At 41.7% G+C, this 23,054-nt stretch carries 19 protein-coding genes; 2 read left to right on the forward strand and 17 right to left on the reverse strand.

Translation table 11 applies throughout. The features are described from left to right. Nucleotides 1-318 precede the first annotated feature (318 nt). Together ACE04G_RS17160 and ACE04G_RS17165 are read left to right on the forward strand one after the other, a co-directional pair. The gene (locus ACE04G_RS17160) at nt 319-735 is read left to right on the forward strand and encodes a C40 family peptidase (protein ID WP_449004986.1); all 417 of its coding nucleotides are present in this window, start codon (nt 319-321) and stop codon (nt 733-735) included. Continuing rightward, nucleotides 732-1,460, forward strand: coding sequence for a hypothetical protein (locus tag ACE04G_RS17165; RefSeq protein WP_449004985.1), 729 nt, complete (start codon nt 732-734; stop codon nt 1,458-1,460). Before ACE04G_RS17160 ends, ACE04G_RS17165 begins: the two co-directional genes overlap by 4 nt. Nucleotides 1,461-1,753: 293 nt before the next feature. On the opposite strand, the gene ACE04G_RS17170 is transcribed toward ACE04G_RS17165, so the two are convergent. From ACE04G_RS17170 to ltrA, 17 genes are all read right to left on the reverse strand, one after another. After that, the gene (locus tag ACE04G_RS17170; RefSeq protein WP_449004984.1) at nt 1,754-2,446 is read right to left on the reverse strand and encodes a hypothetical protein; all 693 of its coding nucleotides are present in this window, start codon (nt 2,444-2,446) and stop codon (nt 1,754-1,756) included. Nucleotides 2,447-2,461: 15 nt separating this feature from the next. After that, nucleotides 2,462-3,013 carry a protein kinase domain-containing protein gene (locus tag ACE04G_RS17175; RefSeq protein ID WP_449004983.1) on the reverse strand — a complete coding sequence of 184 codons (552 nt, stop codon included), beginning with the start codon at nt 3,011-3,013 and terminating at the stop codon, nt 2,462-2,464. A 55-nt stretch (nt 3,014-3,068) separates the two neighbouring features. Further along, the gene (locus ACE04G_RS17180; RefSeq protein ID WP_449004982.1) at nt 3,069-3,260 is read right to left on the reverse strand and encodes a hypothetical protein; all 192 of its coding nucleotides are present in this window, start codon (nt 3,258-3,260) and stop codon (nt 3,069-3,071) included. Between the two features lie 179 nt (nt 3,261-3,439). After that, entirely contained in the window at nt 3,440-3,640 is a 201-nt protein-coding gene (locus tag ACE04G_RS17185) for a hypothetical protein (protein WP_449004981.1), read from the reverse strand. Nucleotides 3,641-4,734: 1,094 nt separating this feature from the next. Beyond that, nucleotides 4,735-5,595, reverse strand: coding sequence for a ThiF family adenylyltransferase (locus tag ACE04G_RS17190; protein ID WP_449004980.1), 861 nt, complete (start codon nt 5,593-5,595; stop codon nt 4,735-4,737). Beyond that, entirely contained in the window at nt 5,588-6,883 is a 1,296-nt protein-coding gene (locus ACE04G_RS17195; RefSeq protein WP_449004979.1) for a hypothetical protein, read from the reverse strand. The genes ACE04G_RS17190 and ACE04G_RS17195 overlap by 8 nt, the downstream gene beginning before the upstream one ends. A gap of 47 nt (nt 6,884-6,930) precedes the next feature. Then, complete coding sequence (locus tag ACE04G_RS17200; protein WP_449004978.1) at nt 6,931-7,662, reverse strand: hypothetical protein; 732 nt, start codon at nt 7,660-7,662, stop codon at nt 6,931-6,933. Then, nucleotides 7,659-8,381: a hypothetical protein gene (locus ACE04G_RS17205; RefSeq protein WP_449004977.1), complete on the reverse strand. Its 723-nt coding sequence runs from the start codon at nt 8,379-8,381 to the stop codon at nt 7,659-7,661. Before ACE04G_RS17205 ends, ACE04G_RS17200 begins: the two co-directional genes overlap by 4 nt. A 32-nt stretch (nt 8,382-8,413) precedes the next feature. Next, complete coding sequence (locus ACE04G_RS17210; protein WP_105410403.1) at nt 8,414-8,746, reverse strand: hypothetical protein; 333 nt, start codon at nt 8,744-8,746, stop codon at nt 8,414-8,416. 552 nt (nt 8,747-9,298) lie between these two features. Next, a complete protein-coding gene (locus tag ACE04G_RS17215; protein ID WP_486094559.1) occupies nt 9,299-9,646 on the reverse strand; it encodes a hypothetical protein in 348 nt (115 codons plus the stop codon). 220 nt (nt 9,647-9,866) lie between these two features. Beyond that, nucleotides 9,867-13,037 carry an RCC1 domain-containing protein gene (locus ACE04G_RS17220; protein WP_449004975.1) on the reverse strand — a complete coding sequence of 1,057 codons (3,171 nt, stop codon included), beginning with the start codon at nt 13,035-13,037 and terminating at the stop codon, nt 9,867-9,869. Between the two features lie 13 nt (nt 13,038-13,050). Then, a complete protein-coding gene (locus ACE04G_RS17225; RefSeq protein ID WP_449004974.1) occupies nt 13,051-13,623 on the reverse strand; it encodes a WxL domain-containing protein in 573 nt (190 codons plus the stop codon). A gap of 18 nt (nt 13,624-13,641) precedes the next feature. Then, nucleotides 13,642-14,823 carry a WxL protein peptidoglycan domain-containing protein gene (locus tag ACE04G_RS17230; RefSeq protein WP_449004973.1) on the reverse strand — a complete coding sequence of 394 codons (1,182 nt, stop codon included), beginning with the start codon at nt 14,821-14,823 and terminating at the stop codon, nt 13,642-13,644. Between the two features lie 53 nt (nt 14,824-14,876). Next, on the reverse strand, nt 14,877-18,203 hold the full coding sequence (locus ACE04G_RS17235) for a DUF5704 domain-containing protein (protein ID WP_449004972.1): 3,327 nt from the start codon (nt 18,201-18,203) through the stop codon (nt 14,877-14,879). Nucleotides 18,204-18,217: 14 nt separating this feature from the next. Further along, nucleotides 18,218-19,165: a stalk domain-containing protein gene (locus ACE04G_RS17240; protein WP_449004971.1), complete on the reverse strand. Its 948-nt coding sequence runs from the start codon at nt 19,163-19,165 to the stop codon at nt 18,218-18,220. A gap of 311 nt (nt 19,166-19,476) precedes the next feature. Then, nucleotides 19,477-20,523 (reverse strand): hypothetical protein, encoded by a 1,047-nt coding sequence (locus tag ACE04G_RS17245; RefSeq protein ID WP_449004970.1) that lies wholly within the window; start codon nt 20,521-20,523, stop codon nt 19,477-19,479. A gap of 21 nt (nt 20,524-20,544) precedes the next feature. After that, entirely contained in the window at nt 20,545-22,350 is a 1,806-nt protein-coding gene (gene ltrA, locus ACE04G_RS17250; RefSeq protein ID WP_285080847.1) for a group II intron reverse transcriptase/maturase, read from the reverse strand. Between the last annotated feature and the right edge of the window lie 704 nt (nt 22,351-23,054).

Raw genomic sequence — 23,054 nt, forward strand, 5'->3', positions numbered from 1 at the left:
AGAAGATGACGAATATATGAAACACACCCTCCTGGATCAAAATGAGGTCTAAGATGGTAACTTTTTTACATTCGGAAAAACGTCAGTATCGTCTGCTCAACAACAAAAGAAAGACTGAAAAATAAAGTTCTACTTATTGGATATCTTTTGTTGGTTAACATTTTGGATTCAAATGAATAAGGTTGTGATAATGAGTATTTTTCGTAACCATAAAACATTTTCATCTAGAAACGCCCATAAAATAATTGTTTATATGCCGCATTTTCCAGGCTTGGATGATGTAAACAGAGATGACTTTCCAGGAAAAGGGTTGAAACGATGAGCGGTAAGATTGAGGCCATAATAGCGGATGCCAAACGATTGCTAGGTGTAAGATTTAGATGGGGATCCAAATCCTACCACATTTCTAAGCGGTTCGATTGTTCCTCGTTTACACAGTACCTTTTTCAGAAACAGGGAGTCTTGTTAGCGCGTACAGTACGAGAGCAGGCCAAACAAGGCAGTTCTGTTCCACGCTCCAGAATCAAAAAAGGTGATCTGTTGTTCTTCGCTGTACCTGGACGTTTCAGCAGCGACGATATACCGGGCCACGTCGGTTTATATATTGGCCGCAACAAAATGATCCACTGCATTCCTTATCCGAGGAACAAAGTCATCATATCTGATTTGAATCAGCCTTATTGGGCACCGTTGTTTCTGTGTGCACGACGAATGTTTGGACGAAAAGGAGAGTGAAAGACCTGAAGAAGAAGGTAAGACGTCTTGCCCAGTGGCCGATGATTGCTAAGAAGCCGGTTCAAATCTCTCAGTCTTATACACGAATTACAATTCCAGTTCCAGCTACCCCAGCCGATGTAGCGCTACCAGCTCAATTGACGTTTTATGTTGATAATCGGTTTACGACATCACAGAGGGGTAGGATAGGAACACTTATTGCTGATCTTCTTCGTTTCTGGAATCGGCACTACACACAAATCGCTGCAGGAGGTAGATCAAGTTACCAGTCCTGTGTGAATACTTATGCAAGGTTTAACTTGCCTCCCGTATGGTTCGAAAATAAAATTGCCAATGGGGCTACTGCAGCTGCTGTTCAAATGGATGGATTCACAAGGCAAATTGTTGCTAACGGGTTTGGGAGAGTTCCGCGTGCATTAATCATGTATCAAGTTCCCTCAGCAACAGTACCCAACTTCACGATCAAAGCAGTGAACGCCTCCAACCCGGATACCGCTCCATTATCTATAACCGTTAATCCTAGAGTGATCTCAAGAACTGATTTACAAAACATCACACTTGTGGGTTCTTTACAACATGCATGGCTCCATCGCGAAGGTTATCGACATCCTTCCAGAGTGTTCACCTCCTACATGGCTGGTGAGTCAAGCATGTGCGTCATGCGGGCCAACGCGAATAAAACCCCTGGCGTGCCAGACAGTAGGTACACGGTGTTTTTGGATTGAGTTAACCATAGCGAATAGGAGGTACAGTGTGATATATCGAATTTTTGAAGAAGCGTAGATGCATCCGTACGATTCGCACAAGCGAAGCCGTTGGTTCAAAGAAACAGCGATAGTCACGGACTTTATTTTCTGGTCCTAGGCTGTCCATGTTTCAGACTTCAAACATGCAAACTAACTATGTAATAAAAAAATTTAAAGTTCTGATTTCATCATGATATTGGAGGAATCACTGTTTTGCTGAGAACATGAATTACAAAAAAAAGCCGGTTAGAAATTCGACCGGCTGTACTTTATTATTGACGCCACGTACCGTATGGATTTCTTTCTGGCATGGTTGAAGGTTGAGACAGTTGGTTCATGGCTCCCTGTGCGAACCAGTTCATCCATCTATCAAAAAATTCATGTTCATTTCCAATTTGGATCTTCAGAAATGGCCAAGCTACTTGATATTCCGCAAATACTCGACTAAGAGCTTTTCCAGATTCTTCACCAGGAGAGAGGGAAAATGGGTTTCTGCTACGTCCTCTCTTAATGTCTGTGGATGTATACATATATGCGGTTTCGTACCAATGAAACACCCCTTCCTCTTCAGCGTCACAGAACCAGAGTGAATGCTCTCTTCCCTCATATCCATAGCTGTTTGGTGGAATTTGAACTTCAATTGAAGTATATGCCAACACCTGAAAGGCTGGTTTGTAATACCCCCAATTGGTATTAACGCTCTCTTCAATCGGTTGTATTGTTAGTGTTGTGGAACCTAATTTGGCAGACAAACCATGGTCATCTCCATCAAAATTACGGAGTACCCGACCTCTCACACTGACCACACTCCGCTTGTTTCCTATTTGTTCTATCGTTGCGCTTGGTGCATTATCACGGATTGATTGTTCTAGTTGATTGAGAGCCATAGAAAATATTTGACTTGCTGATTTTACAATCTCTCTCCTCCGCTCATCCTCATCCTCAGCTGCTGACCGTGCTGCCATTTCACTAGCTAGTTCTTAAGACTGGGCCAGGTTAGCTGACTGTAACAATGAAGCACCTCCAGATGATGGGCGAAGGATTGGACCAAGACGAGATATGAAGTCTTTGGCTAAAGGTCTTACTTGTGGAGCTTTCATCAGACATTGAGCTACTAAGGCTGTCAAAAGTGGCGGGCAATCAGTCAACGGAGGAGGATTCTGTGTGAGATGTTCTTGTCTAGGATCAACACCAGGAAGCGGTCGTTCACCAGTGATTAATTCAAAAACAATAACTCCCAATGAATACATATCTGAGGCTGCAGTAGCACGGTGATACTGCCATTTCTCCGGCGCGTTATAGGCAACCGTCCACGAGAATTTATGAGTGTCAACTGCAGTGGAAGCCTCGGCATACCTTAATATCCCAAAATCGGATATACACCATCGTCCGTTAAGAAGTAAAATATTCTCTGGTTTAATATCTCTGTGAACTACCTTAACATGAATATCAGATAATGCTGTAGCAATATCCGATAGGACACTCACAGCTTCAAAAACAGGTAACTTCCCCTTCTTCCCTAAGGTAATCACGTAAAGACTTTTCTGCTAATGGCATCACTAGAACCCTCAAATTCTCCGGAATCATTTATGGGAATGATGTTACGAACACACTAAGGTCTTCAAACAAAAGCTCACGATCTGCACCAGGCGCCTTTGGAATTAGTTTAATTGCTGCTTTAATATCACCGTTTTCATTTTCAGCTTCAAAAACTCTTCCAAAGCCACCACTCCCTAGTTGCGATCCAAGTGTCCATCTTTGCTTCAGTTCAATTTCCATCGTCTTTGACACCCCTGATTAATATTGTGAACGGTATCGATAGCGATAGCTCACAACTAACAGAATAACAAAAGCCTAGTAGGCTTTTCTTTCTAAGACATAAAAAAGACAAAGAACAATAAAGGTACCCTACAGGACCACTCTGAGATACAGCAATTATTCAAAGGGTCTTTATGTTCTCAATCCTCTTCTCCATCCAACACCATTCGTACCTTCTTCTGCTCTTCAATCGCTTTCTCAAGTGCATAGCTCATAACCATGCCCAAGGAAACATAGTCGTGTGGACTCTTCGCATCGATGTGGCTTGCTAATCTCCGTATTTGTTCCTCTGTCGTTTCATCCAAGTTACTCTTGATCAATTGAGCCATAATGTCATACATTACCTTACCTTGTTTCAGTACTTCTGTTATGATCTATGCGGCTGCTCCCTGAACTGAAATGTCCATTGCATAAGCTAATTCGGATATTCGTTCATAGTCATCAGATCTCAGCCGCATGGACAAACGCTTGCCTCGAACTCCTAGTAAGGCATATGGTTCGTTATCTATGTGACCAATGATAAAACGGTTTGTTTTATATCTTAAATTACGGCGAAAGTGAATTTGAAAAACATTCATGACGTCATCCTTCTGAAACCCGTTTACGATTAGAGTTTCCCCGATCGTTTTCATGGGCAGCTCACATAAGTAGCTGAGCTCCAATATTTTTTTCATATTGAGCTGTGGTTAATGGTGCACCTACAGCTCTCTTTTTATCTGTTCTGGTTTTTCTTCCCGTAAAAACATATCCTCCTGGATCATCTCGAAGAAATCCCGGAGGATTTTTTGCATTTATATATTTTTTGAGGTCACAAAATAACACACCTAGCGATATTCCATTTATGTTTCAGCGAGAAATTCAGAAATGATTTGTTTCTGATATGCACCTCTGAAAGCCCACTTCCACCGGTTGTTGTCAATTACACGTTCCTGCGGGTGTGACATTAAGCCAAGCTGGAGATACAGAATTAACGAATTTTGAGGTGATCCAAAAACCCCGGAGATTGATGATGTTGGACCAGGAGGAAAGCCGGCAGAAGTGCTCCTGAAGCTGAACAATAAATTATTAACCTTATATCCAATTTAGGAAGGAGGAGATTCTTATGGAACTCATGCAATCTTATATTGAGCTGATCACAAGTGTAATTGAACTGTATATTCTCTTGAAACACCTGCAAGGCGAAAACAAATAAGCCTAACGTGATCCTAACGGAGTTGCTGAACCAATTTGGAGATCATTGTTTAGGCGGTAGCACAAGAGCTGATTAGATATGCAGTATCCAAATGGTCAGACAAGTCTGTCAAAAAGAAAAAAGCCAACCCCCTAACAAAAGAACCGCAAGAAGAGATAATAGTTTCATATTAATTCCGTCATTCTTTGTAATTTACTTAAAAACCCCTGATCTCTCATGATGAGAAATTCAGGGGTTTCTTTTCTATACTTCCTGTACGTACTGTGGACGGCAACTGCCAGTCCTAGCATTAAAATTTGCGTAGTGTACAAAAATTGCATTTTTACTTAACAACTCATTTATAATCGTTGAGATCTGGAATGCTGCCATCTCATTTGCGATCATACGTTGAGGCTGATATGGCTCCAGACCACAATTGTGTGAAGGCGCAATAAGATCCGTTGCATTGATCGGGTAAATTCTATTAAGTGGTTCAAGGATTTCTGTTCCATTTTTCTTGAGACCCACTACCACTTGCCCGGAATATCCGCTTTCCATATGATCTGTTATTTCTTCTTCTCCCCACTCACTCTTTGGTTTATCACCTGATGGTAAGAAGACCCCTTCGATCCCTGCGTCAATATAAATCAGGTCATCAGTCTGCATAAAGTACTCATGCATTACATTACGCGTAAAGTCATTATCAACTGCCCCGATTAACACCTTCTGAATGTGTTGCCCGGTCTTGTGGCGAAAATCAGTTAACGAAAATAACTGATCTAGTTTTTCAACTGATTCCACATATTTATCAACATAAGAACCGATTTTCAGTCCGTATGTTCTACCATAGCGTTGGGCAAGAACACTTGCCTTTTTTCCGCCTATATCCTGGTTAACGAAAGGCTGTCGTAGCAAATTCTTTTCCTCTACCATATCCGGATCAGCAATCATAAGAAATGAATCTACGGATGCAAATGCACTTAACATTTTGGTAATTCGTTGAACTGCATAGCCACCGGTTCCTCCGGCCCCAATAATTACAAAGTAGTAGTACATACTTTGGATCCGTGATTGACGAACGGTTGAATCTTCATTCTTAGCGTGATAATTAAGTAGATTAATCATGATTAACCACCTCCACCTGATCAAACAAGACACGATCATGCCAGGCTGCAGGGTACTGCACTTTTGTAATGAGGTTCCATGAATCTTCTTGGTTATCATACTCTCCCTCTAGCAGTGCTGAAGGAAGCAAGGAAATAAATTTCCCTGCCATACCAGCTCTTGTTTGAATATCAAACCGAATGAGTCCTTTTGCTTGTTTTAAGTTTCCAATCACACCATATAGATGGGTGCCGAGTTCATCTTCGTTATCTACAGAACTGAAATATGCTTTCATTGTATTATGAGAATGTAACTCACAAACTTTAATAATCCAATATGGCATAATCGTATAATGCTGATCGATTGAAGTCTTCGACACACTTTGATTAGGAACATCCAATAGATAAACACCTTGCTTGGTATCCCAGTAGAATACACCCATCACTTCTACATCATTATCAGAATAGTCCATAAAAAATGATATTAGTTGGTGTACCAATGATTCAGGGATCTTCGGTAACTTGGATTTAAAGCCGGTGCGACAGGAATCAAGTTCTTGGGCCCTGGGCTGCTGAGCAAAAAATTCATCAGCATTGCTCCATCCTTCTAACTCTTCCTTGTTGCATTTGGAGATAAACACCCCGATCCCATTTTCACGAATCTCATAGTAACCGTTTTTGGCAGCCAGGTAACAGATTGAATACTTATCTTTATGCTCGACGAGTTGGCTCGCAGAGTAGAAGTATGCTCTCGAATCGTTGAAGTAAACGGGCAAAGCCCCCTTCTTCCCACCTGTGATGGCCGGTACTATTATATTCTTTTTCTCGTCAAAACTCATGAACGTTCTTTGTTTTGACATCTCAGGAAAGTCTTTTTCTAACTGCTTGCGAACATCTTCTAAACTGAGTAGCCCTATCTTTTCACTATCAAAATATTTAGTTAAAAGCTTGGACGTACCGGCATAGCAAATATATGTTGTGTTAGTAAAGACGGGTTTTTTATCTTTGCTATCTGCATTTTTGGACGGATCTTTTTTCACTCCAAGTTCTGCAGTGTCGGCTGATGACTCACTTATAGGCGTTTCATCCGATAGAGCATTAATCTCATCCTGAGTTAAGCCCTCACATGTGTCTACACCAGGTCCATCAATTGATTTGTCGGATTTACTTCTGGATTGAATGCGTTTAGTGATGTCGATCGTATTACCCACTGATTTTAGTGTTTCTTCCTTATCAACTTTCGTCGGCTCTACGAAACCTCCCCCAAAGTATGAAAAGAGATCAGAACCACCAAATAATTCGTTAGACATATCTATTACCTCCAGCTTATTGCTAATTTATTTGAGTTGTATTTGGCCTAAAATAGAGAAGTCAGTCCACTTATCCAATCAGCGAGGGTCAGGCCAGTCGTTTTCAGATAATTATCCGGGAATTCTTTGCCTTTGACTTTCTCTAATAGTTCCCTATAGGTAAGCCCACTACCATTTGCATGACCATAGTAACAGTCAGAGTTCTGTGAATTGAAAAAAACCTCTGGCACTGTCGATAATTGAGAAATGCGTGTGATTTGGGGTAACTGAGATGACCCTAAACATACTTCATAGGTTCTATCTACGTTTGTATAGGGATAAAAATATACTTCCGACTCTTCATTGGTTAAGCCCTTCTCTAGAGCACCCACAAATACTTTACATATCTCAAACCTATCTGTTCTTGACCTAAGTTCATAACCAAAAATTAAATTTGGAAAAGGCACATCATCGATAACCGCATCATGGTAAAACACAGTTCTGCGATGTGATGGAACTTCGAAGAAACAATAGGTTTTAAATGTACTCTCCAGGTATGAGATACAACCCCGTGGCAGGATAGGTGTCTTAAAGACACTGAGGTTTTGAGCATGCAATAACGCTTCAGCTAAATCCTCATTCGTATAAAAACCTTCTCCTACCTTAATACCGTTCTGAAATTCAGCTACCAGGGGTAGGCTATGATCTCGCAACCTGATTACATATTCATTACCTTCTTCACTAATACTTAGCGAATGCTCAACAGTACCCGCTTTATTATCCGTTAGAATTAAACTCATGCTACCTCATCCTTTTCATAAATTTTTATGACGTCCCTTAACAAAGAACACATCTTCTTTGGACTGAGATTCTCTGCAATCTCTGTGGAGAAATCCACCCCACACGTTTTCATAAGTTGTATGAATACGAATGAAGTAGGTGCCCAAATTGAGATACCTAATGGTATTGGCCGACTAAGAGACAACATTTTCATCATGAAAATATTTTGGATTTTTTGCATGAGCATCTTCTTTTTATGTGCTATGAACCCAAGTACGATAGTTCTCAGTTCAATAATTCTGCCTAAGAAATTCGAATATATCCCATAGTTTCCTGTTATCTTGATGTAGATGTTCTTTCCCTTTATAACTCCGCTCATCCCCATTTCAAAATTTGGACATTCATAATGCAAAAGAATATCTACCTTTTTTAACAGTTCATTTGCCTCGTCATTATTGGATAGAAGCATCATTTCTTCAATTTCCGGAAATACGATGCTATACTCCCAAGTCTCTCCTTGGAGATTGTCCGAGTAGGATTGGTTGCAGCTTTCAAACAACATTCTTTTGATCGCCTCATGGAAGATATCCGCCTGATCACCCCATCCGTAACAATAATAATTAATCGGATTGTTACGGACATCTATCCCAGCTTCATGCAACATCTTCACCATTGTGATTGCATCATACGTTGCTTGCATCTGACCTACTTGTTCATCACAAAAATAAGCCCGGTTCATACCCTCACCTAACTTTCTCTAATTTGAAATCTTTAGAAAAACTCGTTATCTTCCGTCTCTTGGTTTACTGGTTTCATTCTTCTTAACCGGTACATTGACTCATTGTTATGTAGGTACACATGAATAGCATTCCCTTCATTGGGACGTACTGAATATTCATCAGCTATTTCATCTGCTACATACGCTAAGGCCTCGTTAAGAGCTTGCTGAGCCTCCTGTAGAGAGAATGAATTCCAATCAACCTCATTACTCTCAACATTGCACATAGCCGCATCAATTACTTTGAACAGTCCATTGGAGTATGAACTATGCGGTTGTTGAGTAGTTAAGTTTTCTTTGAACTTTGACAAGTTTACAAATGTCATTTAGTTATCCTCCAGTAGATGCAAAAAAGCCGCAGAAAACAATAAAAGCACACCTAAATAGGCATGCTATTGTTCTCCACGGCTTCTTTGCCAAAATTTAAACCGGTTTTCACCGGGAACCACTCTTTGTCTTTTGAAAAAGGCAAAGAAAATTAATCTCAAATCATAATAATCTGATTATAACACAATTACAATAAAAGTACTAATTATTATCCCCTACTAACTATCCAATAGATTGACACAATAAGCATAAAGAGTCCCCAAGAAACAGGCTTGATGGTTGCTGACCAATCAAACTTATCCTTCCCGTTTGACCCATTCGTTAATCCAGATGCTACTACAGCAACACCAATAATTAACCCTACCCATGCGAGGGATAAGCGAATACCTTCTACCAATTCAAAACTCTCCTTTATAAAAGTAATCATAAGATTATCTACGTAGCTCTGTTCAAAGCTTACCTGTTAAGTATTTTCCATATTCAAAAAGAAGTTGCTAAATTATAAAGCAACCTCCTTTTCTAATTTAAGCTATTTAATTATGTACTGATGATTAGCCAGCTGCAGCACTTAATAAATTCCTTCTAACCTCTAATTTATATATTTCTTTTTTAACTTTCTTTTTCTTCGTATTCAGTGATTGAATTTGATCGTATACCATCTGCATGACTGGTAGAGATATATCATCACGGAGTTCAATTAAGCGGATAATCAACTCTTTATCTGAACCGCTTTTCCTTTCATTATCAATGAGCGTCCCGACCATGGTGCAGCAAGTATGTAATTGTTCCATGCATTGAAACGTGTCTATCATGTTATCCTGGTATTTCTCAATAATACCGTTGCTTGTGGCCCTAATTGATTTTTCCAATTGCTCATATATATTAAGCAAATGAATCACTCGCTTTCCGTTTCATATTAATTAATATACTAATATACTAACACTAATTTATGGAGAATCATATGATTATTTCAAATCAATTCGGTGGTGGGGATGGTGGATGGGCTGGAGGAAGAGAAGCATCTCAATTTTCTTCATTACTGTCAATATCCTTTACACTTGCCCTCAATATGAAACTAATTGGAAGGGGCTTCATAAAAGCGAAGCCCCCTCAAAGTTCCTAAATACCTGATGTTAATGTACTAACAACCTTGGCTTTGTAAGTTCCCGCCATCAGACCAGTAGACTGTCCTGGAACGAACTTACTTCCAGATCCAGAGGACACAATTTTCACACGATCCGGAACACCTAACGTGAAGTTAAGTGGAATTTCGTTGTATCCCATACCTTCAAACGGTCTCGCTGTGGCCAACATTTCTGGTCCACTACCAGAGAAGACATGTTTTCCAATGTTGGACAGCTCCGCTGCCGGTCCGTTTAAGGTTTTGGTATTTAATACCTCAACAGACAACGCATTGGCCGGAATGCTAACAACAAGATCTTGTGAGTTTGTTGAGTTATCCTGCATTGGTTCTGAAATGAAATCAGTCACATCCATACTGTATTGATAACCTTTTCCGTTGCCTCGGCTGTCTTCAATCAAAGCCCGGCTTACCGAATTGATAGATTGGTACGGCTTCGTGCTGTCGATGATGATCGTAGAGAGATCCGCTCCCTCGAATTTTGCGCTAAGTCCACCGCTATTTACCGTGAAATCAACATCTTCTTGTCCCACCGGCGTGCCGGTACCTGGATTCGGTGTTGGTGTTGTGCCACCGTTACCCGGATTACCTGCATTTGGATCAGTCACAACGATTGTGAACGGTCCTCCAACGTATACAACATCACCAGAAGCATCTTCCCGAATCTCTACATCAAATGTGTAAGTTCCAGGCGGATAAGTTACAGGACCAGTATACTCAGTCCAAACTCCATTCACATTATCTTTGTAGTAAGTTTTCAAAGTAGGTGCAATTACACCAATGTCAATCTTAAAGTCTCCATTGTCAAACTCAACCTTAGGATCAACCTTAGTAGTTACAAAGTCTACAACTTCACTTTCTTTTCCATCATTTGCAACTACTTTTACTCTCACAGTGTGAACACCGTTCAGAACAGAGATTGTCCCCGTGGTTGCTGTCCATGTTCCGCCATCCACTGAGTATTGAGCTTCTCCTGCCGCACTATCAAACTGGACATCCAGGTTTAACCCATACGTACTGTTCAGTCCCGTTTGAGTTACAATAGGTTTAGCTATAATCACCGGAGTAGGATCATCTGCTGTTACAGTGACGGACTTATTAATTAGTTCTTCATCTTTCGCATTCAACAATCGTACATCGATAGTGTGCGAACCTGGGTCAAGCAAAAGGCTGTTAGCTACGTTGTGATTCTGCCAAGCCGCACCGTCTACTCGTACTTGAGTTTTAACGGCACCTGTTGCTTTTGCAGAAACCTTAAACTCATTTGCAGATACCTTGGTAACGTTGGGTTCCCCTGAATCAATCACAATAGGGTTGCTTACTATTTGGAGGACCCCTTCATCGCTTATGTTACCTTTGCTATCTGCAGAACGAGCTAAGATTCTTACGGAACCTGTATCTGTTACTACAAACTCACCTGTGTAAGGAGTCCACCCTTTGCTGTTGATTTGATACTCTTTAACAGTAAGATCAGCGCTAGTTCCATAATTAATAGATACTGAAAACTGGTCGAACTTATCTTGAGACGTTGTTGTCAGAACTGGAGTCTCTGGCTTGGTTACCGGAACAACATAATCTGCAGGATAGACTACCGGAGAATTTGTATAAGGAACAAACTTCGTAGAATACCTATCAAATCTCCCCAGAGCTCCGTCTTCCCGGATAGCTAGGATTTCTGTTAGACCCTCTTCATTCTGTCTCATGGTGTACATCGACAAATACTTGTCAGGCAAGGTCGTTACAGCACCGTCCTGCTTCCATGTAAGCATTGTACCATCCTCTTGCAAAGCGTAGACACTTTTGTCGGTGTATGAAGAGGTTGACACTTTAATACCGAAATCTTTGATATTTTTTATCTGATTCTCCGGTCCCGTAACTCGGATGGGTATCGCAGGTAAAGTGTCTGACGTGCCAGAAAGACGCTCATAATTTGTTCCGGAAACATATAGATTTCCATTACTTTTCCGGAACATTATGGTTCCCAACCCTGTACCCTGTACCTTCTCAACTCCTGTGGCTATCTGCATTCTTGTGGAGGAAAAATTGGCAGGAAGCTTACCCCAAGAGGCAAAAGTAGTTCCCCAGTACTCCAGCTTACCCTGATCAAGATTCAGATAGCCTGTACTTACGTTTAAATCATTCTTAGAGTAGCTTTGAAAGCTGTAAGCTCCCATCTTAACCAGATTCTCCACCTTGATGTCCGCAGGTAGTTCTATCAAACCTTGGCTATGGTATGTTTCTCCCCAGCCATAGTAGATGTCTCTTTTATCGTAAGCGAAGAAATCTGTCAGAGAATACGACTTTCCATTAATAACAAACACCCTTCTAGAAGCTTCCTGAGACCCTCCGAAAGAGTTACCGTAAAAATGGTTTCCTTCTCTCAAAGCAGTCCTGTTTTCAACAGCTTTCATTTCGAATTGATCCGCTGTCGTGAACGCAGGAAATTTAGCGTTCATTTTTACAGGAGCCGCTGTTGTTTTGCTGGTAGTATTCAAGAAGATATTACCTACCATGTACACACTTCCATCTTTAATTAGGAGGAGGTTATCGGACGCGCTAGAAATGATTTTCTTAACACCTTCCATCGGATCACCGGTTTCGGGGTCAATAACTTCTGTTGGAACCGTTTTATCCTGCTTATACCCGATACCCAACTGCCCGGAAGTACCTTTACCCCAAGCAAGTACAGTTCCATCATTCATTAGTGCAAAATAACTTGTATACAGGCTCTGTGCGTTTTCTGCCATTACCTCGAAGTCTTTGACATTATCTAACACTTTGACCGCGGGAGATCCTGACCACAACTCTCCTGTATCCGTCAGATAAATATTATTAGGGCCGCTGAGAGCTTTAGCCTTTTTTACTCCGGCGGGGAAACTTGTGCCGATGTTAAAATTCCACGAACTAACCTGAAAATAACTGCCATCGTTCATATTGAAGGAGTAACCAACGGTAGGCCCACTGTAAGCGTCGGTATAAGGGGTGACACTGTCTACTTTAACATATTCTGCTGCCTGAGCTTTTGGTCCAAAATCGGCGAAAGAGTATGTCCCCACAAGTAACGCTATAACCAAAGTCACAATTAGACTTCGTTTCCATCCAACACGGATGGTGTATTTCTTTCTATCTTTCTTCTTTGTGTTATCCACTTTTCACCCTCCTTTAAATTCCCGATGTAGCCGTAGTCGTAATTGTAGATCGGTACGTTCCTGCAATAACACCGATTTCTTTCCCATCTTCCGCTTTTATAATCTGCGGCAGTGAAAGAGAGTAATTAAGCTCAAAGTCATAAGCTCCTTGTCCCGTGCTGACGGCGGCCGAGAATATCGGTGTAGACTGATGCGACAATACTTGATCTTTGGCTAAATGGCCGCCATTAGTGAAGTCAAGTGGTATTCCTGAAATCGTATTTTTCAATGATGCCGTCACTTTTACGGCATCAATAGGAATATAAAAATCCTTTCCATCGATTGTTGTCACAAAATCAGTGGCAGCTTGGCTTACTGTCCAACCATTACCATTGCCCCGATCGTCAATAACTCGCGAAGTCACAATTGCTTGAGACTTCTGTTGCTGACGAACGGCAAGAGTAATATCCGTAAAATTCATTTTTGATTGGGTGACCATAAAATCGCCACCAGTCACCTGTACTTCTTTTTCCATGTCTTCAGCTGCAGCCACGCTCGGCATAGCAAGAGCTAAAGCTAAAATTGCGGCAAACCATAATCGTTTCATTCATTCACATCCCTTTTTTTATTTTGAACAGACACCTTCGATCAATTTAACGATCACATGTAAACCACCTCCCTTCTTGAAAGAAAAGACGCTAAGCCTGTGGTGTTTGGAGGGTTTGCCGCCTAACTTGTTGCAGATCCTGCTCGTCCTCTTTCTTTTTAATATTAGGAATAGCAAAAAGAAGAACGTTCCAAAAATTAGAATAAGCACGAAGGCTCCAGCAACAATAGCCCAGGGATGATTTTTCAGCCAATCTATAATCCCACGTCCTTGCAGGAGACCAGCATTACTCAGACTTTCCTGTGCAAGTTTTGCATCTGCTTCAGTAATCGTAAAATTAAAGGTTCGAGATACTTTTTTATCGTTAAAGTTAGCTTCAAAATAAGCGCTGTACTCACCTGGCCATAGAATCTGATCTTTGACGTGATAGACCATGTCCGCTGTCTTACCTGCATAAATAGACTTTTCTTCAGCAGCAGCATCATAGGATTGACTAAATACTCCTTTGCCGTTAACATCGCGGATCATGATAAGTCCACTTGGCCTTTGCAAGATGGTACCCGTGTTGGACAACTTGACGGTAAGCTGCGAATAACCATTGCTTATATAACTGTGCTTGAAATCATCAATGCTCATGTCTTGCACAGCAGCCTGCTTGTCCTTCTCCAGCACGATCTGGACACCGATGCGTGGGATACGTTCAATCAGCAATACCGCTTTGTCTTGGACCTGGGATGGACTCGCTTCTTCAGCGGGAATTTGTTCAGCTACAATACCGCCGACATATTCTCCGGGATCCAGATCCTTGGGCACTTTTACGGTATAAACGAATTTTTTCTTTTCAAGGGGCTTTAAATGGACCACTTCTTCTTTTGAGGGGAATATCCAGGAACCTACTGAGGTATTTTTCTCACCTTTTAACGCGAAGCTCTTTCCACCGTTGACCATAGGAGCTGCGTCTGCCGGGTAGATCCATAGATCGATCGGCTTCTTAACAATATTCTTCAGGTAAAACGTATATTGTTTCGTTTCCCCTCCGTTAACTACGTCCCGGTAATACCCACTGGATTGTTCAATTTCTTTCACCGGCGAGAGTAAAAAATCAACGTCCGATGCAGCATTTACCTGTGATTGAAGCGTGAAAATCCAAAAAAAAGCGAAAAAAAATAAAGGTAAGCTGATTTTCAAAAAAAATCTCATTTTCAATCTCCCTCCTTAAAAAAGGACGGGGCAGTGATACAGCCCCGTAAATATTAATGTGGTGCTTGTGCGCTAAAGTCATCTCGGCTGGATTTATCAGCGTTGTAGAAGACGACATCTCCATCCTTAACGTTGTATCTCTTCATAAATGAGTCCAGAATTGAATTCTGGTACCCTTCCAATTTCCACTGGTTCATCAATGGTGCATGGATATACTGTAAATGCGGATCATTTACCTTCCCTGCTTGGATAGACTCGATATCAAAGTTCACAACGATATATCCATCTTTCAAGAAAATTGGTGATTTATCAGTGAGTCCGCCATTTGTACGGCCGTATTCAGCCAGATTTGTTCCAGCCGGGACGACATATGGAGCTGCTGGTATGCTGTATTCACCGTACCACTGCTGTATCGATGCATTTGCACGTTCCGGAGTAACTGAAGCATTACTTGGTATGTCCTTTGATCCGATCAAGGTCTTGAGCTGTTCCGGAAGAATGAGCTTATCGTACCCACCAACAGGCGTTTTTAGCTTGGTGTATTTGAGTACGTAGTTCCTCATAAACTCTTCTCGATCAACCCCTACTTTCTCGACTGCCGTCAGGTGCTGATCGTATTTCCAGTACCCTGAATTCTTCATGTCTCCCAGTGGAACATTCCGTAGTCGCTCATTTAAAACGACATAACGCTGGACTGTATCCTCTTCAGATCCAATTTTCACAAACGGTTGGTTATTGGTTTTGTAATACAAGTCAACTGGTATTGGTGTGCCACCGGCCTTACTTGCGTATTTAAATGTCGGTGTTATCCGAATTCCATCTTGTTTACTGAACATGTTCCCCTTCGTCTTGAAATCAAACTTGAAGTGGTATCCAGTTTTCACTGAGACATTGCCCATACCCGTTAATGGGTTACTACCCGGACGGATCGGCAACGTGAACTGCGGCAAGTTACCGCGGGGATCTCCATCTATCCCATTCTGTCCTACCCAGTAGGAAGCCCCGCTCGGATCTTTACTGCCGGCGAATGTCCGGAACACTCTTTCCCAGTTGTAGTCCGCGATATCCGTGACATGAAAATCATATAACCGTCCAATGACTTCTACAGAAACCTCGTCTACTGCTGCGTGGTTCGCGAGATCCAGATTCGCATCCGATTGCCAATTGTATCCGACCGGTGCGTTCTCAGCTATATTCCGGAAGTACACCTGGTAGTTCCCTTCGTCTACCCATACTGGCAGATAAAAATCGGTATCGAGTTGATCCACCGGTATGTCGATCCAAGTATTAGCCGGGATAAATTGATTTCGGCTGCCAGTATAGACATCGAACATGAATCGCACTTGTTTAGTCTGGAAATATTTGGCGTAATCCCGATTTCCGTATCCAGGATACTGACCAACATCCAGGTGTTGTCCAGACGTTGGGATCCGGACGGTAAAGGGTCTCTCCAAAATCAGAGCTGATCGGCTCATATTAGGTATGGTTTTCTGGTTGTGCGGCTGATCGTCGGACACGGCCGAGTAGTTCACGACCGGCGTATGGACGGTTACGGTGTTAATGCCGCGGATCTCGTATTCCAGTTCTTCCTCTTCGGCTTCGATGCTACCATCGGCCACAATGTAATGAATCTGGCCTGTGCTGGTCTGATCCTTCTTGTTGGTCTTCTCGGTCGGGATGTAGTTATACGGGCTGTACAATACGTCCTTTCCGATCTGCACCGGCGCAGGGATCTGTCCCGGCTGCGGACCCTCCTTGGCGGTGCGCTGCTTGTTCATAACGGTCTGACCCTTGAACACCAGGGAGTCGTTTTCGACTTGTACGTCCGGAACAGCAGCTTCGGCCACAGCCTGCAGATTCTCTTCCTCCATGGATGGTTGTCTTATTCCACCATCCTTTGTTCGAGACGGCCCCTGCTGTGTGACTGGCTGCGGAGCAGGGTATTTGTCGCCTGTCGTTTCAGCCTGGAACTCTGGCGGTGTGTATCCCGTTGGCGTGATGGTGATCTCGCTTCCGGAGAATGCGTAATTCTGGAGCACCGCATCCTGGATGTTGTACACGCTCAGTTCACCAATCGTCCAGTAGGCGTATGGCCGTACCACTTTGTACTCCGGATTACGTTCATCATCTACTTCCCTCGGTATATCATAGATCGTATCCGTACCACCATCCGGTGTGGAAACCGTTCTTCCATCTTTCCATGTCAATTTCCATTTCTGATTTACTTTGACCGTATATTCGCATGTGCCGATCATCTGAACGAATTTGTTCTGGAACAAATAATCTCGGCTTAGGACGTTACCGTACAGGCTTTCCGATGTCGGGATACCCTTCAGGACATCGAACATTTCATTGCCGCGCTGATCGGCTTTAATCATGGCTGTGACGACCGGATCCATATACTTGCCATCTAGGGTGCGTCCGGGCTGCGGAGCGGTACATGTTGGCCCTCCAGGTTCCGTTGTGCCGCCTTTGAGCTTGTAATAGAAGTACACATAATAGACCGGATATTGTCCGTTGTATATGAACTGTCCAGGATCTCCGGATTTTCGAGATAGACTCGAAGGGTCTCCCTGCGTACTTTTCTTGTGCCCCTCATACGTGTACTTCTCACTAGGAGCGGTATGGGTGAAGTTGTATGACTTATCCTTCTCTAGCTTCACTTCTTTGTTGGCGAATCCGTCTACACCATCCAGGCTTTGACCAGTTGTAGTCCAGTATTTTACTACAGCTTTTCCCTCATCAGGTTCGAGCTCTATTTTAAAAAGGGTCGGAAAAAAATAACGAAAACCTAATACTCCCGAAGCAAAAACCCTACCTTCTTCTTCTTGCTCTGCTTTTCTGTCAACCGGCGCTACTTGGGCTGTTAATACACCATCCTTTACAAAAACCTCTTTTGAAGCTTGATTTCTACCTTTTCCAACAACAGGTGTATCATCGTAATTATCGTAATTAATTTTTGATGTTGCATACTCGTAGTATCGTTTCGGGTTATCTTTGAGCTCTCCACCGCGAGATGTTTCAAAAATCTCGTTATTAAATGTTCCATCAGCAGTAAATTTATATTGTTCGACTTCGATGTTTTTAACCTTCCGATGAGATGCAAACGTAAATTGATAAGTTCCACCGTCAACTAGTCTAACTTTATCATCGGGTTTATGCCCTTTATCTGTCCATTGACCTCCGCTATTCCTCCATACTTCGTAATAGACCATTCCAACAAAGTAGTATATGTTTGGATTATTTGGATCTTGGGTCAACCTACTTGCACCAACGTTATAAGGTGCCGCTTCAGCTTTACCAGCTTCAAATGTAAAAAGGATAAGTATAGATGATAAAGTGATTACCAGAGTCATTATCGAGCTAATGGTCTTTTTCATTCAATCGTTACCCCTTACTTGAATGGATTGATGATGGCCACAGCGTACTCGTCCAAATCGCCATCACTCAAGAGAATATAATCTGCCGAAGTAAGTTTGAACTTCGTGTAATCATAATTCTCTACGAATTTTCCATTTTGAAAGAGATCCAAGCTACTTACTACTGGATAGTTATTCATTCCTGTTTTATCACCATTATTTATAAAAGCCGCATCTAGCACCTGACGACCCTTTGCAAAACTATTCTTTACTAAGAACGAGATAGGATTTCCTCTGACACTACTTCTAATCTGTACCATATCGCCGCCACGTATAGGATCTTTTACCAGATCAATGCTGTATACCACTTGACTATTCGCTAGTTGGATCGGTAAATCACTCTCTCTGATAATCTTCACGCCAGGGTAACTTTCTTTCTCCAAATTTTTAAAGTATTCCGTGCTTTGTGCATATGCTTTAAAATCACTTAACTTGGTTAACTTAAACGCCTTTTCATCTGTACTCCGGAAGTCTTTGTTCCCGATCCAGACCCAACGGCCAATCTTGTCCCACTCTACCTTCTGACCAAGGCCTTCACTCACCAAACGCAACGGAACGAATGTCCGGTTCTGCTTCAAGATAATTTGAGTACCGTAGTCTTTCTTCTGCCCATTTACTAGGGCAGTAGTCTGCCCAATCGTCATATCCACCTTATGGTCTTTGCTAACGACCCCCACCTTGGACACTTTTCCTTCCTTGGAGTACGTCACCTTGGCACCCAACGCTTCAGATACAAAGCGAATCGGAACCATGACACTACCTTGACCATCTTGAAATGGCTTAGCATCTGGAAACTTCATTTTCACAGTATTCAGAAGCACCTCCACTTGCTTCGGTGTGCTTGCCGCATGAATTGTTGAACCCCCTGATGTTGCAGTAATTGCCATTGCACCTATCAAAGTAGCAAGTAAGATTTTTTTCATTTTAAAATTTCTCCCTTCAATTTGGACTCTTTACAATTTATCGGCATATTAATAAATCTCTCTTAGCCGACATTAACTACTAAGAGCACTCGATGTTAATCAATATATTAACTAATATATTACTATTATATCATGGTGTTAAATTTTCTCCTAAATACTTTTCGGCTAAATTGAACATATTTAATTCTTAGGGGCTCGACTCTGTGCCGGTTCTGAATCATACTCTTTAATGCGGCCACTTAGGAGAATAATTATCCTTTCTCCATCCTTCCCTTAAGGATGAACCGACACAAGATCCAACACCCATATCTTTATCTCTTATTCAGCGAGTCAGTAGGCATGTATCCTGCAGCTGCTGCATCCTTCTCAGATGTAAAGGTTTCTTGAACACGTAGGTTTAATGGATAGTTACTACGGTAGTAGAATTTCAGACCTGTACTTTCGTCTACTGCCCCATAGACTACGTTCTTCTTCAAAATCCGACCGCTCCCGAATGCATAGTTATTATAGAATTGGTGTCCCACCGGTAGTCCCTGAATAAATGCCATGATTCCAACGTCATTAATGCTGTTTACCCATTCCTCATTAGGGATCAGTGGGAGTTTAAATTGATAAAAACTACCCAGTCGAGTTGCAAAAGTATTGTGCTTGTTTATGAAGTAAGCCACATCTTTCTGCACCGACTTTACGATTGTATTACGACGTACTTCATCAAACAGTTTTGCGTTATTCAGTAACGGAACATCAGTGAGTCCTTCCAACTCTTCACGGTATCCTTCGACCCAGGTCTGAGTTGAAGCTTGATATACTTTTACATAACTGTCTAATGTGAAATTGATACTGTTCCCAGCTTGATCCGAATATGCATAAGGTTTTTCAGGCTTCCATGCGTGCTTATAGACTTTTTGACCTGAGGCATCCGTATATTCAGTGAATGCATATAGATGAAACCCGTTATAATCGGTAACTGCTATAACCGGTACAAACGATTCGAGGACACCCTGGGAGATCTGGTCAGTTCCTGACCCAAAATTGAGGTACATTGTTTTCCAAAAAGTTTCTATAGCTGCATCTTTATTGGCATTAAAGAACTTAGTAGACTGATAAGAAGCCTCTTTATCTTGATTTTCATTTTGGTTTAGTGCGTATGCAGCATCTTGAACAGCTGTATGTAGTGCTGCTGAATATTGTTTTTCTAAACGGTTTACAGTTTTCTGATCCGATACCCTTATGTCCATGATTAGATAAAACGGCACAACGATGAGAATAAATATAATTGCCAGGTTAATAGAAATAGGTAAGGATTTGATATAATCACCGCCTTTTCCCCTTCTCCACACCGTGCGTGCGACTTTCATCGCACACGGCGCTCCATCTTTTTAGATTTTTATTACAATAGGTTCCAAGTTACTCATTTTTCGGTACAGGTTGATTTTCTGAATCGTAGAGTCTGAAAATCCAAACGGCGACATGAGTTTGACAATCGTCTCTGATTTTGTAGCATGAACAAGTTTATGGATATCTTTGTGTAGAATACGTAGATTGCTAAAATCGTCTGTCCCACCTAAATGGATTGGCAAAAGATGATGGCAATGCACGTAATCAGCAGTTAGTAAAATGCCAGATATCTCGCATTTGCCACCCTGCATACTATATCTACTCAGTCTGTTATCCAGGTATTCAATGCTACGGTTTGGTATGTTTGACTGCATTAGTTTAATTAGTTCATATCTAATATCCGTCTTTAAATCCCTATGAAGTCTCTTTCTTCCTTCTGATGTATACGGATTTAACGTCTGCTGAAAGCATAGGTTGTTAACCGTTTTTACATCTCTGAACGGAAAGAGATATACACCTGCGACCTTAAAGGTTCTATATCTGTTCCTGTAGAACTTCTTGAAGGTTGGCGGGGCATTATCAGGATATTGGTATTTACCAATAACTTTGAGACGATTGTATGTGAATGCTTTCAGATCAAAGGCAAGTCGTGAGAACTCTACACTAACATGTGTTGCACGTGAAAAGTAATTGTGTAAACCAAGTACAAAGCTATTGAAGAGAAGAGCGTTTTGAGTAATTGGTGCTTTGTGCAGATTCTTAATGCGCTCTCTTGCTTGCTTCTTGATTTCTGCTCTCTTCTTTTCATTTATACCCGTATAGGCGACTCTTCTTTTTCCTTTTTTCTCAGCCCATATTGTGAATCCCAGGAAATCAGATTTACGTTTCCTGAGGTTTACAATCTGTGATTTTTCGGGTGAGATGTCTAGTTTAAGGCGGTCTCTAAGATAGAGTCTTACAGCGTGATACCACTTCTGAGCTGATTTCCAATCCCGACAAAGAATTTTAAAATCATCGGCGTATCGCACAATATATCCTTCTTTAAGATTGGTTTTCTTGAGTGCTCTGATCCTGTGATAGTCTCCTGCATAGGCGTATTGAGTTTCGAAGTTTGTCCATTGTCCTGCAACCCACTGATCCAAGTCATTTAATACTACATTTGACAGGAGAGGAGATAAGATTCCACCTTGTGGTGTGCCTTTCAACGGTATCCCTTCATCTTCAATTTCAGCTTTAAGCATTTTGCTGATGATTCGAAGTACTCTTTTATCCCTAATACCCATATTCCATAGTTGTTTCAAAAGCAATGTGTGGTTCACATTATCGAAGAATCCTTGAATATCAACATCAACGACATAATGGAGATTGGTTGTGTTTATAAGATGTTGTACTCTCGCTAGAGCGTTGTGTGTTGATCTTACCGGTCTAAACCCGTAACTATGTTTATAGAAGTAAGCTTCCGCAATTGGTTCAATAATTTGTTTAAAACATTGCTGAATGATTCTGTCAACTATGCATGGAATGCCTAACGGTCTTTTCTTTCCATTAGGTTTTGGTATAAGGACTCGCCTAACCTTTTTGGGTTGATAATTCAAAAGCTTGTTTCTTACGTGGCTCACAATCTCTTCTTCTGTTAGTGTCTTTATATTCTCTATGGTTTTGCCATCTGTTCCTGGTGTAAGTGAGCCTTTGTTTGATTTAATTGTTCGAAAAGCTAGGAGGATGTTCTGATGTGAGTTTATTAGCCCGTATAAATTATCGAACTTTTTTCTTCCTAGTGCTTTTTCGTGTAAATCAGTAAAAGTACTCGTCATGTCGTAGTAGTCCCAGTATCGAAGAGTTTGCACTGTGGCTTCACCTCCTTACGGTGATTCCCCACGTTCCTACCTGATCGGTGCAATTCACTTTTCGGAAAAATTGTTTATTATCTAAAAAGACTTGAGGCTGTTCCTCCGTAGCCATTACAGCCACTTCATTGGTCGTGCCTCTACTCTCACAAGGATTAGTACATTTCAGCAAATTTCTGCCTTATAGTAGACGTCTAGGATGACAGTCCTGTAAATCGACGTTCCTTGCTTTCCTTGTACCTTGTGACCTAGCTATGCTTGCTAGACCTTAGGTGCCTCCTTTGAGCCTGTGGACTTGATATCGCCATTGTTCGATATAGCGTGTTTCCTAGACTACAATCGTACTCTACGCTATCCACCCTGACTTCTGTCAGTACATATGTTTCCATATGTTATGAATTTAGACCCGTACATTCGGAGGTTCGTCAGGTTTTTTACAACCATTCTCACCATAGTCCGCTTTTCAGCCATCCGGCATATCAGTTAGCATACCTTCTCAATAGAGTGGCTCCAGCTTCCCTTCTGCCGACTTCACCTGTGCTTCATACCCGACACGCTGTCCGTGTCACGCACGCAGGAGATTAACGGAATTGTTTCAGGATACATGGTTCCCTCTTTCCAATTCTCGGTCGCAAAGTTGGACTTATTTAGTTAAGTCCCCGCTTTTCCCGAATTGTTCGGTTATAGCGGAACAAGTCACACGT

This window comes from Paenibacillus sp. AGC31, assembly GCF_057334655.1.

Excerpts from the sequence above, each read along its gene's own strand:
- ACE04G_RS17160 (WP_449004986.1), top strand. The coding sequence starts at position 319 with ATGAGCGGTAAGATTGAGGCCATAATAGCGGATGCCAAACGATTGCTA.
- ACE04G_RS17170 (WP_449004984.1), bottom strand. The coding sequence starts at position 2,446 with ATGGCAGCACGGTCAGCAGCTGAGGATGAGGATGAGCGGAGGAGAGAG.
- ACE04G_RS17180 (WP_449004982.1), bottom strand. The coding sequence starts at position 3,260 with ATGGAAATTGAACTGAAGCAAAGATGGACACTTGGATCGCAACTAGGG.
- ACE04G_RS17185 (WP_449004981.1), bottom strand. The coding sequence starts at position 3,640 with ATGTATGACATTATGGCTCAATTGATCAAGAGTAACTTGGATGAAACG.
- ACE04G_RS17190 (WP_449004980.1), bottom strand. The coding sequence starts at position 5,595 with ATGATTAATCTACTTAATTATCACGCTAAGAATGAAGATTCAACCGTT.
- ACE04G_RS17195 (WP_449004979.1), bottom strand. The coding sequence starts at position 6,883 with ATGTCTAACGAATTATTTGGTGGTTCTGATCTCTTTTCATACTTTGGG.
- ACE04G_RS17200 (WP_449004978.1), bottom strand. The coding sequence starts at position 7,662 with ATGAGTTTAATTCTAACGGATAATAAAGCGGGTACTGTTGAGCATTCG.
- ACE04G_RS17205 (WP_449004977.1), bottom strand. The coding sequence starts at position 8,381 with ATGAACCGGGCTTATTTTTGTGATGAACAAGTAGGTCAGATGCAAGCA.
- ACE04G_RS17210 (WP_105410403.1), bottom strand. The coding sequence starts at position 8,746 with ATGACATTTGTAAACTTGTCAAAGTTCAAAGAAAACTTAACTACTCAA.
- ACE04G_RS17225 (WP_449004974.1), bottom strand. The coding sequence starts at position 13,623 with ATGAAACGATTATGGTTTGCCGCAATTTTAGCTTTAGCTCTTGCTATG.
- ACE04G_RS17230 (WP_449004973.1), bottom strand. The coding sequence starts at position 14,823 with ATGAGATTTTTTTTGAAAATCAGCTTACCTTTATTTTTTTTCGCTTTT.
- ACE04G_RS17235 (WP_449004972.1), bottom strand. The coding sequence starts at position 18,203 with ATGAAAAAGACCATTAGCTCGATAATGACTCTGGTAATCACTTTATCA.
- ACE04G_RS17240 (WP_449004971.1), bottom strand. The coding sequence starts at position 19,165 with ATGAAAAAAATCTTACTTGCTACTTTGATAGGTGCAATGGCAATTACT.
- ACE04G_RS17245 (WP_449004970.1), bottom strand. The coding sequence starts at position 20,523 with ATGAAAGTCGCACGCACGGTGTGGAGAAGGGGAAAAGGCGGTGATTAT.